Origin of the sequence: Allobosea sp. (genome assembly GCF_035944895.1) — a bacterium.
Classification (GTDB): Bacteria; Pseudomonadota; Alphaproteobacteria; order Rhizobiales; family Beijerinckiaceae; genus Allobosea.
In genome coordinates this window covers 569,413-583,636 of record NZ_DASZAT010000005.1, presented here as the reverse complement: position 1 = coordinate 583,636, position 14,224 = coordinate 569,413, and the positions used below count along the sequence as shown (strand labels likewise).

Sequence of the window (14,224 nt, the reverse complement as noted above, 5' to 3'; positions counted from 1 at the left end):
CCAAGCCTAGACTGTCATCATTCAAAGGAAGGGGGCCGCCTCGTGCGGGCGCCTTCAGGCTGCCTTGGCGGCGGTCTCCGCCAGGATGGCGTAGATGGCGGCCGGATCATGCGCGTGGCGAACCTGCTCCAGCACCGCCTGATTGCGCAGCACACGAGCGACGCGGGCCAGCGCCTTGAGATGATCGGCCCCCGCCCCTTCCGGAGCGATCAGCACGAAGATGATGTCGACCGGCTGGCCGTCCAGCGCCTCGAAATCGATCGCCTTCTCGGCGCGGGCGAACAGGCCGACGAGGCGGTCGATGCCGGCCATGCGACCATGCGGGATCGCGATGCCGTCGCCGATGCCGGTCGAGCCCAGGCGCTCGCGCTGGAGCAGGGCCTCGAACAGCTCGCGCTCGGGCAGGCCGGTCAGCACGGCGGCGTGCTGCGCCAGTTCCTGCAGGGCCTGCTTCTTGGAATTGGCGCGTAGCGGCGAGATCACCGCATCGGGCCGGAGAAGATCGGTCAGCGTCATAGGCCAATCCATGCATGTCCCGTGCCGGGATGCGGGCGCCACCGGCATCCCGGCCGGCACCCGATCCCCATCAGCGGCGGGACTTCAAGAAAGAGAAGCCGGCGGATCGATCCAGCCGATATTGCCGTCGCGGCGGCGGTATACGACGTTCATGCGGCCATTGCCAGCATGGCGGAAGATAACCACAGGCGCGCCGGTCAGATCGAGCTCGGCGACCGCATCGCCAACCGTCATCTGGTGCAGGGACTTGGTCGATTCGGCCACGATCACCGGGTTCTCGCCAGCGTGGTCGGCCTCGTGCTCCTCGATATCCTCATCGGGAGCGGCGATCACATAGCTGGGGATTTCCAAGGCCGGCTCACGGCCATTGGCGGCAGCGGCGCGGTCCTTCAGCCGTCGCTTGTAGCGGCGCAGGCGCTTCTCGATGCGCTCGGCCATCTTGTCGAGGCTGGCATAGGGATCATGCGCGGTGGCGGAGGCTTCGAGCGTGATGCCGGAAGACAGATGCAGGACACCATCGGTCTTGAAGGCGGTGCCGTCCTTGCCGACGGTGACATGGCCCTGATAGCCGCCCTCGTAATACTTGCCCAACGCTGCGGCGACCCTGGCCTCGGCCTGACCACGGAGGGCCTCGCCGACATCGAGATTCTTGCCGGAGATTCGCAAGCTCATGGAGTGCTTCCCCTTCTTGTCGCCATGGTCCGTAGCCGACCATCTCAAGGAGGTAAGAACGGCCTCATGGGGTTGTCAATGCGCGGTCTCGCGCAGTTGCACAGGCGACAGGGCAAGCCTGCGAGCACCTCATGGAACAAAAGAAGATCTGTGCTGCACCGCACGCCGGGCCTGGAACAGCTCGCCCCTCAGCGCCCCGCCAGCGCCAGCGCCGCCTTCTCGCGGCGGCGCTCCATCGACGAGGGAATGCGCAGCGATTCCCGATATTTCGCTACGGTGCGGCGAGCGATATCGATGCCGCTCTCTTTCAGCCTGGTGACGATGGCGTCATCCGAAAGCACGTCCCGCGGCGGCTCGTCGTCGATCATCTGCTTGATGCGATGCCGCACGGCCTCGGCCGAATGCGCCTCGCCATAGCCGGTCGCTGCGATCGCGGCGGAAAAGAAGTATTTCATCTCGAAGACCCCACGCGGGCAGGCGAGGTACTTGTTCGAGGTGACGCGCGAGACCGTCGATTCGTGCATGCCGATCGCATCGGCGACGGTCTTGAGGTTGAGCGGGCGCAAATGCTCGACGCCATGGACAAAGAAGCCGTCCTGCTGGCGCACGATCTCGCTGGCGACCTTGAGGATGGTGCGAGCGCGCTGCTCGAGCGAACGGGTCAGCCAGTTCGCCGTCTGCAGGCATTCGGCGATGAAGGCCTTGTCCGCATCGTTGCGCGCCGCCTTCGTGACGCGGGCATGATAGGTCTGGTTGACCAGCACGCGCGGCAAGGTGTCGGGGTTCAGGTCGACCAGCCAGGAACCGTCCGGCGCAGCGCGGATGAAGACGTCAGGCACCACCGTCTCCGCTGCCGAGCCGCCGAAGGCGCGCCCCGGCTTGGGGTCGAGCCGCCGAATCTCCGCGACCATGTCGGCGATGTCCTCGTCGTCGACGCCGCAGATGCGCTTCAGGGCGGCATAGTCGCGCTTGGCGAGGAGCGGCAGGTTGGCGATGAGAGCCTGCATGGCCGGATCGTAGCGGTCGCGGTCGCGCAGCTGGATCGCCAGGCACTCGCCGACATCGCGGGCGGCGACGCCGCTGGGATCGAAGCTCTGCACGATGGCGAGCACCTGCTCGACCCTGGCAAGATCGATACCAAGGCGTTCGGCGATGTCGGCCAGCGGCTCGGTCAGATAGCCGGAATCATCGACGCCATCGATGATGTGGCTGCCGATCAGGCGCTCGGCCGGTGCGGTCACGGCGAGGTCGAGCTGGGCGCCGAGATGCTCGTGCAGCGAGAGCTCGCTGGTCAGCCCGCTTTCGAAGCCCTCGGGCCCCTCGTCGAACGATCCGCCGGAGCCGCCATAGGCGCCGCCGATGATCGGCAGGCTGTCGGTTCCTTGCGTCTCCAGCCGCGCCGCCTTGGGCTGCTCGTTCTGGAAGACATTGTCGAGTCCGGTGCCGAGCCGGCCCTCGATGCCCTCCTGGGTGTTGAGGCTCTCGGCGCGGGCATAAGTCTCGGCATCGGCGGCGAGCGGGCTTTCGCCGGCGCCGTTGAGCGAGCCGGCATCGGGCGCCTCGTCGCCGCGCTCGAGCAACGGATTGCGCTCCAGCTCGCCCTCGACGAAGCTCTGCAATTCGAGATGGGAGAGCTGGAGCAGCTTGATCGCCTGCAATAGCTGCGGCGTCATCACCAGGGACTGGCCCTGGCGCAGCTCCATGCGTGGCATCATCGCCATCGCGATCCCGACTCCTCAGCCTGCGGCAATTCGGCACGGTTCTTGCCTGTGGAACAGACTAACCGCCGACCGCGACCGCGTCAAAGCCCTGACCGGGCTTTTGCGCCGGGAAGTTAATGCACTGCAATATCGTCGGCGGGACGACAGCGCGCCGGATGCCTCAGAGCCGGAAATCCTCGCCGAGATAGACGCGGCGGACATCGGCGTTGGCGATGATCTCGGCCGGCGAGCCTTCGGTCAGCACCCGGCCGGAATGGATGATGTAGGCGCGATCGACCAGGCCGAGCGTCTCACGGACATTGTGGTCGGTGATCAGCACGCCGATGCCGCGATCGGTCAATTGCCTGACCAGTTCCTGGATGTCGCCGACCGCGATCGGGTCGATGCCGGCGAAGGGCTCGTCGAGCAGGATGAAGGAGGGCCGCCCGGCAAGCGCGCGGGCGATCTCGCAGCGACGGCGCTCGCCACCCGAGAGCGCGATCGAGGGCGCCTTGCGCAGACGGCTGATGTTGAACTCGTCGAGCAGCTTGTCGAGCTCGCGCTCGCGCTTCTTGCGGTTCGGCTCGACCACCTCGAGCACGGCCCGGATATTGTCCTCGACCGAGAGGCCGCGGAAAATCGAAGCCTCCTGCGGCAGATAGCCGATGCCGAGCCGGGCGCGCTGGTACATCGGCAGGTTGGTGATGTCGTTCCCTTCCAGCGAGATCACGCCCATATCGGCGCTGACCAGGCCGGTGATCATGTAGAAGATCGTGGTCTTGCCGGCGCCGTTCGGGCCGAGCAGACCGACCGCCTCGCCATTGCGGACATAGAGCGAGGCCTCGCTCACGACATTGCGAGCGCCATAGGTCTTGCGCAGGCCGCTGACGGCCAGGATGCCGGCGCCGCCGACCGCGCTCGCGATCGGGCCAGGCAGGGCCTCGTCCTCGCCCGCCTGCTTGTCCTTGCCCCTGCCGAAAAGCCGGCCGAACAGCCCCGGCGCCGCCGGCGCCTTCGCCGGCCGCGCTGGACTGGGCTGCGCCTGCTGGCCAGCCTCCGGAGGCGGAGAGGTGGATATCGTCACTGGAGGAAATTCGCGCTGCTGGCGTTCGACATGGGTCCGCTCTGGTATGCGAGGCGCGCCGAACTGGCAACGCCTTCCTGCAGCCGCCCCTGCCGAAGAGCAGGATGCGAAAAAGTGAGAACCGGTTTTTCGCTGAAATCCTGCTCTAAACTCTCAGAATCATCGTGATCTAGGGAAGATCAGTTGGTCGGCGAGGCTGCCGGCTTGGCGCCCGCCTTGTTGTCCTTGCCGTCCTTGTTGTCCCCCGAGTTCGGCACGAAGAAGCCCTGGACGCGCCCGCTCGACGTGACGTTGGCGATGCCGGTCTGCGTGTTGTAGACGAGCTTGTCGCCGCGGGTGATGTTCGGGCCGTCGTTCAGCGCGACGTTGCCGGTCATGATCACCTGATTGTTGGCGCGATCGAAGACGGCATTGTCCGAGGTCGCAGCCTGGGTCTTCGAGACGACAGTGACCGGCCCGCTGCATTCGATGCGCTTGATCGCGCCATCATTGGCGCCCTGCCCCTGCGCGGCAGGCTGGGCGGGCTTGGCCGCGCCACCCTGCCCCCGGCCCTCATAGAACACCGTCATCACCGAGCAGCGCACGGTCGTCTCGCCCTGCACGGCGACGACATTGCCGGAGAAGACCGCCTTGTTGTCCTTGTCGAGCACGTCGAGCTTGTTCGCGTCGATCTTGATCGGCTCCTTGCTGTCGCCGCCCATGCCGCCGAAAGGCGAGCCAGGCGCGCCGCCGCGGGCCTTGGCCGGCTTGGCGGCCGGCTGCTGAGCAAATGCAGCTGTCGAGAGCGCCGGAGCGACCAGAACAGCGAGAGCGAGAGCGAGAGCTTTCATCGGTGACCTGTAGCTGACCTGCGTGGCTGGATGCGATGATCTCACGGCTTGCCGGCCGGGCGAAGAGCTTCGAGATTGGGCGTGCTACCTTCGCGCTCCGGACCGGCCAGGCTGCGGGCCGGCGCATTCTCGATCAGGACATGAACGCGCCCCTCGAAGGTGATGAGCGCGCCATTGTCCTTCACGTCAAGCGTATCGGCGTCAACCGTCGTCGTGCCGAGATTGACCTTCACCGGCTCGCGCGAGTTGACGGTTCCGGCCTTGAAATCGACGTCGGCGGTGCGCATGCGGACATCATAGCCAGAATCGGTACGGATCTTCACGTCGTCGACCAGCTTCAGCTTCTCCTTCTGCTGGTCGAACAGGCCGCTGCGGGCATTGATGTTGATCCAGCCTTCGGACTTCATCAGCACCCGCGCCACCATCTGCAGGAGCTCGATCTGCGTGGGATTGCGGACGTCCTGCAGAGCCGATTCAGCCGTGACCTCGTAGGGGCTGTTGTCCTTGCGATAACCGGCGAGCTTCGGCGTTTCCATCACCACCTTGCCGCCCGACAGGCTAATCCCGCCCAGCGAGAAATTGCCGGCATGGCGCAGCGGGTTGAGGAAGGGAACGATGATCAACCCCACCACCGCGGCGATCGCCCCGACCGGAATCAGCCGCCGGAGCAGACGCACGAGCACGGAATGCCGGCGCGCCGCCTGGAAGGCGCTCTGCCGCATCTGCGCCCGCATCGCCGCCGGACTGTGTGTCTCAGGAGTCGTGATCGCCAAGCTCATGCCCGCCCATTGCCAGCCACCAGCGGCTTTTTCATGTCGAACCGAGGCGCATACCGACAGGCAGAAGCGACCGATCGGGCGACTGCCAGACGGATGACCTTAGCTGGAATACCTCAAATTTACGTATGCGCGAAGATGTCGACCTCTGGCCAACCGGCGAGATCGAGCTCGGCGCGCGTCGGCAGGAAGTCGAAGCAGGCCTTGGCGAGATGGCCGCGGCCCTCGCGCTCCAGCATCACGTCGAGCTTCGCCTTCAGCGCATGCAGATGCAGCACGTCCGAGGCGGCATAGCCGAGCTGCGCCTCGGTCAGCGTGTCGGCGCCCCAGTCCGAGGATTGCTGCTGCTTCGACAGTTCGACCCCGAGGAGCTCGCGGACGAGATCCTTCAGCCCGTGCCGGTCGGTATAGGTGCGCACCAGCTTGGAGGCGATCTTGGTGCAATAGACCGGTGCGGTGACGACGCCGAAGGCCTTTTCGAGCGCGGCGATGTCGAAGCGGGCGAAGTGGAACAGCTTCAGCACGCCGGGATCGGCAAGCACGCGGCAGAGATTGGCCGGCGCCGGGGCGCCCTTCGGGATCTGGACGACGTCGGCAGTGCCGTCGCCGCGCGAGAGCTGCACCACGCAGAGCCGGTCGCGCTGCGGGTTGAGTCCGAGCGTCTCGGTGTCGATCGCCAGGATCGGGCCCGGTTCGAACCCATCGGGAAGATCGCCGCGGTGCAGACGGATGGTCATGCCCAAAACCTCGCTCGGCGGCGCCGCGCGCCGCTCAGTCAACTTGCCATCCGCCTGTCAGGCGAATGGCCTCCTCAAAAATCCGGAGAACGTCTCGGAGCTAGCGGCGCGCTTGGCCGTGTTCAAGCATTTTCTCAGGCGCCACAATCGGTTCGAGCACATTAACCTTTTATTCACCATATGCTTCATTCCGCCCCCTCTCCGTGCAAGGATACGGGACCGGAGCCTGCCCATGTCCGCAATCCGCCTGTTCACCGACCTCGACGGCCGCATCGGCCTGCGCCAGTTCTGGCTGGGCAGCATCGCGCTCACCCTCTGCCTGCTGGCGGTCCAATGGGCTGCGCCGCAGGTCGCGGACAAATATGCCGCGGCGAAGATCGTCGCCTTCGCCAATGCCTTTGCCCTGTTTCCTTGGGCGGCGCTGGCAGCCAAGCGCGCCACCGACCGGGGCGGCTCGTCGCTGTTCGGCATCCTCTTGGTCTGTGCCATCGTGCTGCCGCGGGAAGTGCAGCCGCTACTCGACTATGCTTGGGCGCCCTCGCTGATCGCGATCTCGACGATGGCCTGGCTGGTCGCGCTGGTCGATCTCGGATTGATGCCCGGCGTCGACCGCGATGCGCCGCTTGCAGAGCACAAAGGCGCTGCTAAACCGGCTCGATGAGCCAGAACACACCTGCCCCCCTCGCCTTCGACCCGACCGATCCGGTCGCCCTCACCCAAGCCCTAGTGCGCTGCGCCTCGGTGACGCCGGTAGAGGGCGGCGCGCTGGCGCTGCTCGATGCCGTGCTGAGCGCCGAGGGCTTCAGCGTCGAGCGACCGACCTTCTCCGAACCCGGCATGCCGGATATCGAGAACCTCTATGCCCGCATCGGCAGCGAGGGGCCGGTCTTCGTCATCGCCGGCCATACCGATGTCGTCCCGCCCGGCGATCTCGCCGCCTGGACGCATGACCCGTTCGCGGCAGAAATCGTCAACGGCGTGCTCTATGGCCGCGGTGCCTGCGACATGAAGGGCGGGCTCGCGGCGATGGTGTCGGCAGCGATCCGCTATCGCCGCGCCAATCCGGATGCGCCGGGCTCGATCGCCTTCCTGGTCACCGGCGACGAGGAGGGGCCGGCCGTCAACGGCACGGTCAAGCTCCTCGCCTGGGCCGACCAGCGCGGCGAGCGCTTCGACCATTGCCTCCTCGGCGAGCCGACCAATCCGGTCGCGATGAGCGACATGATCAAGATCGGCCGGCGTGGCTCGCTGACCGGCAAGCTCACCGTGCAGGGCGTGCAGGGCCATGTCGGCTATCCGCACCTCGCCCAGAACCCGATCCGCGGCATGGTTCGGCTGCTGGCTGGGCTCGAGGCGAGCCCGCTCGACGCCGGCACCGAGCATTTCGACCCGAGCAATCTCGAGGTGACGACGCTCGATGTCGGCAATCCCGCGACCAATGTGATCCCGGCACAGGCAAAGGCCGTGTTCAACATCCGCTTCAACGACCTCTGGACGCCGGCGACACTGGCGGCCGAGATCGAGCGCCGACTGCGCGAGGCGGCCGGCAACACTGTGCGCTACGAGGTCAGCTTCGAGCCGACCAATGCGGTCGCCTTCCTGACCCAGCCAGGGCCGTTCGTGGCGATGGCCGCCGATGCCGTCGAAGCCGAGACCGGCAAGCGCCCTGCCCTGTCCACGACCGGCGGCACCTCCGACGCCCGCTTCATCAAGAACTACTGCCCGGTGGTCGAATATGGCGTCGTCGGCCAGACCATGCACCAGATCGACGAGCGGGTCGCCACTGCCGACCTCGTCACGCTGGAGCGGATCACGCATCGTTTACTGGCGACCTATTTCGCTGCAGTGCAGCAGGCTTGACGGAACCGACCCTGACGCCCACAATTAGACGAAAGTCTAATGTCGTGACGCCCGGAGGGTTGGGCCATGAGGCTTGCTGCCGACGATGTGACGCGATCGCTCGCCGCCTCCTGGCGCCTGCTGCGGGCCGACGCGAAAGCCCTGCCAGATCTAGACCTCAGCCGCGAGGGATTCTGGCGCTCTTATCTCGCGCTCGTGCTGGTCGTGCCCTCTATGATCCCGGCGCTGGCGGCCGAGCGGACGCTGGCGGGCCTGTCGAATAGCGGCGGGCTGTTCGACGCGCCCGGCCTGATCGCCGCGATCGTCACCGCCGAGATCCTGGCGATCCTCGCCGTGCCGGCGCTGCTGGTCGGGCTCGCGCCCGGCCTCACCCGCAATCCCCGCTTCACCAGCTTCGTCATCGCCTGGAACTGGGCCGGCATCCTCTCGGCGGCGCTGATGGCGGTGCCGGCGACGGTGTTCGCGCTGGGCTGGTCGAACCCTGGCATAGCCGGCTTCCAGAGCTTCGCCTTCGCCGCGATCGTGCTCAGGCTGCGCTATTGCGTCGCCAGGGCCACCTTCGGTGCGAAAAGCGGCGTCGCGGGCGCGATCGCCTGCGCCAGCGTGCTCGCCGACTATACCGTGCTGAAGATTTTCGGGCTGGCCGGGTTCTGACTTCGTCTCAGTGATCTGGCCTCAGTAATCCACACCGGCCAGATAGAGCCCGGTGGGCGGCGCCAGCGCGGCGCATTGCGAGCGGTCGCGCGCCGCCAGCACCTTGCCGACCTTGTTCTCCGGCCAGCGCCCCATGCCGACCATCTTCAGGCAGCCGACCATGGAGCGGACCTGATGGTGCAGGAACGAGCGGGCATGGACATAGGCGACGATCTCGGCGCCCTCGCGCCTGCAGTCGAAGCGGTCGAGCGTTCGCAACGGGCTGTTGGCCTGACATTCGGCGGCACGGAACGTCGTGAAATCGTGATGGCCGATCAGCGCCTTGGCGGCGCGATCCATCGCCTCGTGGTCGAGCTTGACCGGGACGTGCCAGACGCGGTTGGCATCGAGCGCCGGCTGCGCCCGCCGGTCGAGGATGCGGTAGATGTAATAGCGCCGCGTCGCCGAGATGCGGGCATCGAAGGTATCCGGTACGGCCTCGGCGCTCAGCACCGCCACCGGCAGGCGCTTCAGCCGAGCGTTGCTCGCGTCACGCACGACATCGGTGCGCCATTCCTTGTCGAGATCGACATGGGCGACCTGATGGGTGGCGTGGACGCCGGCATCGGTGCGCCCGGCGCAATGCAGGCGCACGGCATGACCGCAGAAGGCCTCGACCGCCTCCTCGACGCTCTGCTGCACGGACGGCCCGTTGAGCTGGCGCTGCCAGCCTGAGAAGGGCGTGCCGTCATATTCGATGACGAGCTTGTAGCGGGGCATCGAACTACAGCTTCGATCCGGCAGACAGCCGCGCCCCACGCAGGAACTCCTGGGCGCTCATCGGCCCCTTGCCGGCGCGCTGGACCTGGAGGAGCTTCACCGCCCCGACCGCGCAGGCGATGGTGCCCTCATCATCGAGCAGCGTGCCCGGCTCGGCCGCGCCACCGGCGCGAGCGGTGCGCAGCAGCTTCAGCCGCTCCGGCCCCTTGCCGAGATCGACCTCGACGAAAGCGCCCGGGAAGGGCGAAAGGCCGCGCACGACGTCATGGACCTGCTGTGCCGGCCGGTTCCAGCTCAGCCTGGCCTCGTCATTGCCGATCTTGCTGGCATAGGTGACGCCGTCCTCCGGCTGCGGCGTGAAGCGGAGCCCGCCGCGGCTGAGGGCGGCGAGCGCCCGGACCATCAGGTCAGCGCCGAGGCCGGCAAGCCGGTCATGCATGTCGCCGGCCGTGGCGTTGCCGTCGATCGCCAGCGTCTCGACCATGGCGACGGGGCCGGTATCGAGCCCCTCCTCCATCTTCATGACGCAGACGCCGGTCTCGGCATCCCCCGCCATGATGGCGCGCTGGATCGGCGCGGCACCGCGCCAGCGCGGCAGGAGCGAAGCGTGCAGGTTGAGGCAGCCGAGCTCCGGCACCTCCAGGATCGCTCTGGGCAGGATCAGGCCATAGGCGACGACGACGGCGACATCGGCCTGATGCGAGGCCATGATCTCGGCGGCCTCGGCGTTCTTCAGCGTCTTCGGCGAAAACACCGGAATGCCGAAGCGCTCGGCCGTGACCTGGACCGGCGAGGGTCGCAGTTCCATGCCGCGCCCGGCCGGCGCCGGGGCGCGGGTGTAGACGGAGACGACCTCGTGGCCCTGACCGATGATCTCGGTCAGGGTCGGCACGGCGAAATCCGGCGTGCCCATGAAGATGACGCGCAAGCTCATACTGTAACGCTCCAGCCGTTCAGGCCGCGCTGTCCCGTTTCGCCTGCTTGGCGAAGCGCTTGTTCACCCGGTCGCGCTTCAGCCGCGACAGGTAATCGATGAAGAGCACGCCGTTGAGATGGTCGATCTCGTGCTGCAGGCAGGTGGCGAGCAGGCCGTCGGCCTCGATCTCCTGCGCCTTGCCGTCGAGATCGCGATAGGCGACCTTGACCCGCGCCGGCCGCTCGACCTCCTCGTAATATTCGGGGATCGATAGGCAGCCCTCCTCATAGGAGCTCAGCTCCTCCGAGCGCCAGGTCACCTCGGGGTTGATGAAGACCATCGGCTCACGCTGCTGCTCCTCGCCTTCCTCGGCCTTCTTGGAGACGTCGAGCGTGACCAGGCGGACCGGCTCGCCGATCTGGATCGCCGCAAGGCCGATTCCCGGCGCGTCGTACATCGTCTCCAGCATGTCCTCCGCCAGCTTGCGGATCTCCGGCGTGATGTCGCCGATCGGCGCGGAAACCTTGCGCAGCATCGAATCGGGCAGGATGACGAGAGGGCGGATGGCCATAGGGCGCTCTGGGACGTTTTCAGGAGTTGCCGGGACATAAGCGGTTGTGACGAAACGGTCAAACTGTTCCGCTTATGTTCTGGATTTACGACCGGGATCGTGTAGGCTTGCGGCATGAACCAGATCGCCTTCGTCCTGCTGGAGCGTCCCGTGAGCTGGGCCGAGACTGCCTTAGGCTTCGCCGGGCTTACGCTCGCTTTGCTGGTGCTGGCGCTGCTCTCGTCATGGCGCGGCTCGCGCCGGCGCGAGATCGAGGCGGCGATGGCGGCCGAGCGTGCCCGCGAGATGGACGACAAGGTCGCCGAGATGAACCGGCAGCAGGCCGAGCTCAGCGGCCGCATGCAGACCATGGCCGAGATCCTCTCGACCCGGCAGGGCGATCTCGCCCGCATCATGGCCGAGCGGATGGACGGCCTGCGCCAGCAGGTCGGCGCCGGGCTGGAGCAGAATGTCCGCCAGACCAATGAGAGCCTCGGCAAGCTGCAGGAACGGCTCGCCGTCATCGACAACGCCCAGAAGAACCTGACCGAGCTCACCGGCGAGGTGGTGACGCTGAAGGACGTGCTCGCCAACAAGCAGGCGCGCGGCGCCTATGGCCAGGGCCGGATGGAGGCGATCATCCGCGACGGTCTTCCAGCGGCTTTCTTCTCGTTTCAACCAACGCTCTCGACCGGCAAGCGGCCGGACTGCCTGGTCACCCTGCCGGGTGACGGGCGCGGCCTCGTCATCGACGCCAAGTTCCCGCTGGAGAGCTTCACCCTGCTGCGCGAGGCCCGCGGCGACGAGGCCAGGAAGCACGCCTCCGCCCGGGTGCGCGCCGATGTCGGCCAACACGTCAAGGATATCGCGGAGCGCTATTTCCTGCCGGGCGAGACACAGGACATGGCACTGCTCTTCGTGCCGTCGGAGGCCATCTACGCCGACCTGCACGAGCATTTCGACGATGTCATCCAGAAGGCGCACCGGGCGCGGGTGATGATCGTCTCGCCCTCGCTGCTGGCGCTGGCGATCCAGCTGATGCAGTCGCTGGTGCGCGATGCCCGCATGCGCGAGGAGGCGCAGGTGATCCAGTCCGAGGTCGGCAAGCTGCTCGACGATGTCCGCCGGCTCGGCGAGCGCGTCGACAAGCTCGACAGCCATTTCCGCCAGGCGCAGGACGACGTCGCCCAGATCAAGACCTCGACCGGCAAGGTCACCGGCCGGGCCGAGAGGATCGGCGCGCTCGAATTCGACGATGCCAGGCCGAACGAGCCACAATTGCCTTTCGCCAAGGCCGCGAAGCTGAAGGCGGCGGAGTGACGCGGCGCCGGGCGGTTCGCCCGGTTGCCATGGCGAGATCACATTCCGGCGTTGAGTTGCAGGCCTTCCCAGACTGCGCCGGAGGCCGTGACCCTTGCTCGTCCAGATCGGAACGCTCATCGCCGCGACGAGCCTCGTGCAGCTCGCCAACGGCTTCTTCAACACGTTCCTGTCGCTGCGACTGACGAGCGAGGGCTTCGGGCCGACGCTGACCGGCCTGGTGCTCAGCGCCTATTTTATCGGCTTCACCATCGGCGCGGTCGGCTGCGGTCGCGTCATCCAGCGCATCGGCCATATCCGGGCCTATGCCGCCTTCGCCGGTCTGGTCGTGGTCGGGACGGCGGCGATGCCGCTCTTCGTTTCGCCGCTCGGCTGGATCCTGTGCCGGATGGCGATAGGCCTCGGCTGCGTTGGCCTGTTCATCACCACCGAGAGCTGGCTCAACGCCAAGGCCCCGCCGGAGCAGCGCGGCCGCATCTTCTCGATCTACATGGTCGGCACATTCCTCGCGCTGGCGGCAGGGCAATTGCTGATCGGCAAGCTCCCGGTCGAGACCGCCGTTCCGTTCAACATCATCGTCGCGCTGTTCGCGCTGGCGCTGGTGATGGTCAGCACGACGCGCGCGGAAGCGCCGACGCTGCCGGCGGAGGCTTCGCTGCCCTATGGCGAGCTGACGCGGCAGGCGCCGATCTCGGTGATCGGCTGCGTCATCGCCGGCATGATCAGCAGCGCCTTCTATGCCCTGTTCCCGGCCTGGATGGCGCGCAATGCCATCCCGCAGGAGACCATCGCGCTGTTCATGCTGGTCGCGGTGCTCGGCGGCTTCGCCTTCCAGGTCCCGGTCGGCCGCTTCTCCGATCGCGGCGACCGCCGGATCGTGCTGGCCGGGCTGGCGCTCGGCTTCTCCGTCGCAGCCGTCGCGCTCGATCTCGTGCCCCGCCATCTTGGCGCAGTGCTGCCGGTGGCCGCCCTGCTCGGCGGCTTCATGTCGACGCTCTATCCGGTCTGCGTCGCGCATGCGCTCGACCGCATGCCGCAGGACCGCGTCGTCGCGGTGAGCGGCCGGCTGATCCTGGTCAGCGGCATTGGTTCGGCACTCGGCCCGCTGCTCGGCGCGCAGGTGATGGCGCGCCTCGACATCAACGGGCTGCTCTATTTCATGGCCGCGATCAGCGCCTTGCTCGCCGCCCTCGCCGGGCTGCGCATCCGCCAGCGCGCCGCGCCCGAGCAGATGTCCGAGCGCCCCTTCGCGATCATCGACCCGATGACGGCGCCGATCTCGCAGGAACCGGAGGCAACGGAAGCGGATGGATCGCCGCGCCCGCTGCCGGCCTGATCAGGCCCGCGCCAGATTGGCCGAGAGCCCCGGCTTCACGTTGAGCGTCTGGAAGACGACGCAGTAGCGCTCGGTCAGCTTGAGCAGGGTGTCGAGCTTCTCCTGCGGTGCGTCGGTCTCGACGTCGAAGGAGAGGCGGATCGCCTTGAAGCCGACCGCCGCATCCTTTGCGACGCCGAGCGTGCCGCGGAAATCGAGATCGCCCTCGGCCCGGACCGTGCCCTTCTTCAAGTCGATCTCGAGCGCGGTCGCGACCGCCTTGAGCGTGACGCCGGCGCAGGCGACGAGGGCTTCCAGCAGCATGTCGCCGGAGCAGAGCTCGGCGCCGGAGCCACCGGTCGCCGGGTGCAGGCCAGCGAGCGCGATCGCCCGGCCGGTCTCGACCTTGCAGGCGATGTGCTGGTCGTCGAGCTCGCCCTTGGCTTTCAGCGTGATAACCGCCGCATCCGGCGCCTCACGATACTTGTCCTTGAGCGGGGCCTGGAGGGCGCGCAGCGCGGTGATGTCCATGGTC

General features: G+C 67.1%; 16 protein-coding genes. 5 read left to right on the top strand and 11 right to left on the bottom strand.

All coding sequences use genetic code 11. The features are described from left to right. Positions 1 to 54: 54 nt before the first annotated feature. The 7 genes from ptsN to VGV58_RS05095 form a co-directional block, all read right to left on the bottom strand. A complete protein-coding gene (gene ptsN, locus VGV58_RS05125) occupies positions 55 to 516 on the bottom strand; it encodes a PTS IIA-like nitrogen regulatory protein PtsN (protein WP_152016572.1) in 462 nt (153 codons plus the stop codon). A gap of 84 nt (positions 517 to 600) precedes the next feature. Beyond that, positions 601 to 1,188 carry a ribosome hibernation-promoting factor, HPF/YfiA family gene (gene hpf / locus VGV58_RS05120; RefSeq protein WP_152016571.1) on the bottom strand — a complete coding sequence of 196 codons (588 nt, stop codon included), beginning with the start codon at positions 1,186 to 1,188 and terminating at the stop codon, positions 601 to 603. A 188-nt stretch (positions 1,189 to 1,376) separates the two neighbouring features. Further along, positions 1,377 to 2,909, bottom strand: coding sequence for an RNA polymerase factor sigma-54 (rpoN, locus tag VGV58_RS05115; RefSeq protein ID WP_326872893.1), 1,533 nt, complete (start codon positions 2,907 to 2,909; stop codon positions 1,377 to 1,379). Between the two features lie 160 nt (positions 2,910 to 3,069). Continuing rightward, complete coding sequence (lptB, locus tag VGV58_RS05110) at positions 3,070 to 3,966, bottom strand: LPS export ABC transporter ATP-binding protein (protein WP_414643907.1); 897 nt, start codon at positions 3,964 to 3,966, stop codon at positions 3,070 to 3,072. A 185-nt stretch (positions 3,967 to 4,151) separates the two neighbouring features. Then, the gene (locus VGV58_RS05105) at positions 4,152 to 4,802 is read right to left on the bottom strand and encodes an LptA/OstA family protein (protein ID WP_326872892.1); all 651 of its coding nucleotides are present in this window, start codon (positions 4,800 to 4,802) and stop codon (positions 4,152 to 4,154) included. 41 nt (positions 4,803 to 4,843) lie between these two features. After that, positions 4,844 to 5,581, bottom strand: a complete 738-nt coding sequence (locus VGV58_RS05100; protein ID WP_326872891.1) for a lipopolysaccharide-assembly, LptC-related protein — start codon at positions 5,579 to 5,581, stop codon at positions 4,844 to 4,846. Positions 5,582 to 5,700: 119 nt separating this feature from the next. Further along, complete coding sequence (locus VGV58_RS05095) at positions 5,701 to 6,315, bottom strand: ribonuclease D (protein ID WP_326872890.1); 615 nt, start codon at positions 6,313 to 6,315, stop codon at positions 5,701 to 5,703. Between VGV58_RS05095 and VGV58_RS05090 the strand changes: the two genes are divergently transcribed. The 3 genes from VGV58_RS05090 (at position 6,314) to VGV58_RS05080 (ending at position 8,829) form a co-directional block, all read left to right on the top strand. After that, positions 6,314 to 6,976: a DUF805 domain-containing protein gene (locus VGV58_RS05090; RefSeq protein ID WP_326872889.1), complete on the top strand. Its 663-nt coding sequence runs from the start codon at positions 6,314 to 6,316 to the stop codon at positions 6,974 to 6,976. The genes VGV58_RS05095 and VGV58_RS05090 overlap by 2 nt on opposite strands. Further along, positions 6,973 to 8,175, top strand: a complete 1,203-nt coding sequence (gene dapE / locus VGV58_RS05085) for a succinyl-diaminopimelate desuccinylase (protein ID WP_326872888.1) — start codon at positions 6,973 to 6,975, stop codon at positions 8,173 to 8,175. The genes VGV58_RS05090 and dapE overlap by 4 nt, the downstream gene beginning before the upstream one ends. Before the next feature lie 66 nt (positions 8,176 to 8,241). Continuing rightward, the gene (locus tag VGV58_RS05080; protein WP_326872887.1) at positions 8,242 to 8,829 is read left to right on the top strand and encodes a hypothetical protein; all 588 of its coding nucleotides are present in this window, start codon (positions 8,242 to 8,244) and stop codon (positions 8,827 to 8,829) included. Between the two features lie 21 nt (positions 8,830 to 8,850). Here the strand turns inward: VGV58_RS05080 and truA are convergent, their stop codons facing one another. From truA to def, 3 genes are read right to left on the bottom strand one after another with little or no spacing between them, the layout of a single operon-like run. Beyond that, a complete protein-coding gene (truA, locus tag VGV58_RS05075; protein WP_326872886.1) occupies positions 8,851 to 9,588 on the bottom strand; it encodes a tRNA pseudouridine(38-40) synthase TruA in 738 nt (245 codons plus the stop codon). Between the two features lie 4 nt (positions 9,589 to 9,592). After that, positions 9,593 to 10,522: a methionyl-tRNA formyltransferase gene (gene fmt / locus VGV58_RS05070; RefSeq protein ID WP_326872885.1), complete on the bottom strand. Its 930-nt coding sequence runs from the start codon at positions 10,520 to 10,522 to the stop codon at positions 9,593 to 9,595. A gap of 19 nt (positions 10,523 to 10,541) precedes the next feature. Then, entirely contained in the window at positions 10,542 to 11,075 is a 534-nt protein-coding gene (gene def / locus VGV58_RS05065) for a peptide deformylase (protein WP_326872884.1), read from the bottom strand. Between the two features lie 114 nt (positions 11,076 to 11,189). Here def and VGV58_RS05060 point away from each other — a divergent pair, with 114 nt between their 5' ends. After that, on the top strand, positions 11,190 to 12,374 hold the full coding sequence (locus VGV58_RS05060) for a DNA recombination protein RmuC (RefSeq protein WP_326872883.1): 1,185 nt from the start codon (positions 11,190 to 11,192) through the stop codon (positions 12,372 to 12,374). A gap of 94 nt (positions 12,375 to 12,468) precedes the next feature. Beyond that, positions 12,469 to 13,710 (top strand): MFS transporter, encoded by a 1,242-nt coding sequence (locus VGV58_RS05055; protein WP_326872882.1) that lies wholly within the window; start codon positions 12,469 to 12,471, stop codon positions 13,708 to 13,710. Here VGV58_RS05055 and VGV58_RS05050 read toward each other — a convergent pair whose 3' ends face one another. Then, positions 13,711 to 14,220: an OsmC family protein gene (locus tag VGV58_RS05050; RefSeq protein WP_326872881.1), complete on the bottom strand. Its 510-nt coding sequence runs from the start codon at positions 14,218 to 14,220 to the stop codon at positions 13,711 to 13,713. It lies immediately after the preceding gene. Between the last annotated feature and the right edge of the window lie 4 nt (positions 14,221 to 14,224).

Coding starts and splice junctions, on each gene's coding strand:
- ptsN (WP_152016572.1), bottom strand. CDS start 516: ATGACGCTGACCGATCTTCTCCGGCCCGATGCGGTGATCTCGCCGCTA.
- hpf (WP_152016571.1), bottom strand. CDS start 1,188: ATGAGCTTGCGAATCTCCGGCAAGAATCTCGATGTCGGCGAGGCCCTC.
- rpoN (WP_326872893.1), bottom strand. CDS start 2,909: ATGGCGATGATGCCACGCATGGAGCTGCGCCAGGGCCAGTCCCTGGTG.
- VGV58_RS05105 (WP_326872892.1), bottom strand. CDS start 4,802: ATGAAAGCTCTCGCTCTCGCTCTCGCTGTTCTGGTCGCTCCGGCGCTC.
- VGV58_RS05100 (WP_326872891.1), bottom strand. CDS start 5,581: ATGAGCTTGGCGATCACGACTCCTGAGACACACAGTCCGGCGGCGATG.
- VGV58_RS05090 (WP_326872889.1), top strand. CDS start 6,314: ATGCCCAAAACCTCGCTCGGCGGCGCCGCGCGCCGCTCAGTCAACTTG.
- VGV58_RS05095 (WP_326872890.1), bottom strand. CDS start 6,315: ATGACCATCCGTCTGCACCGCGGCGATCTTCCCGATGGGTTCGAACCG.
- dapE (WP_326872888.1), top strand. CDS start 6,973: ATGAGCCAGAACACACCTGCCCCCCTCGCCTTCGACCCGACCGATCCG.
- VGV58_RS05080 (WP_326872887.1), top strand. CDS start 8,242: ATGAGGCTTGCTGCCGACGATGTGACGCGATCGCTCGCCGCCTCCTGG.
- truA (WP_326872886.1), bottom strand. CDS start 9,588: ATGCCCCGCTACAAGCTCGTCATCGAATATGACGGCACGCCCTTCTCA.
- fmt (WP_326872885.1), bottom strand. CDS start 10,522: ATGAGCTTGCGCGTCATCTTCATGGGCACGCCGGATTTCGCCGTGCCG.
- def (WP_326872884.1), bottom strand. CDS start 11,075: ATGGCCATCCGCCCTCTCGTCATCCTGCCCGATTCGATGCTGCGCAAG.
- VGV58_RS05060 (WP_326872883.1), top strand. CDS start 11,190: ATGAACCAGATCGCCTTCGTCCTGCTGGAGCGTCCCGTGAGCTGGGCC.
- VGV58_RS05050 (WP_326872881.1), bottom strand. CDS start 14,220: ATGGACATCACCGCGCTGCGCGCCCTCCAGGCCCCGCTCAAGGACAAG.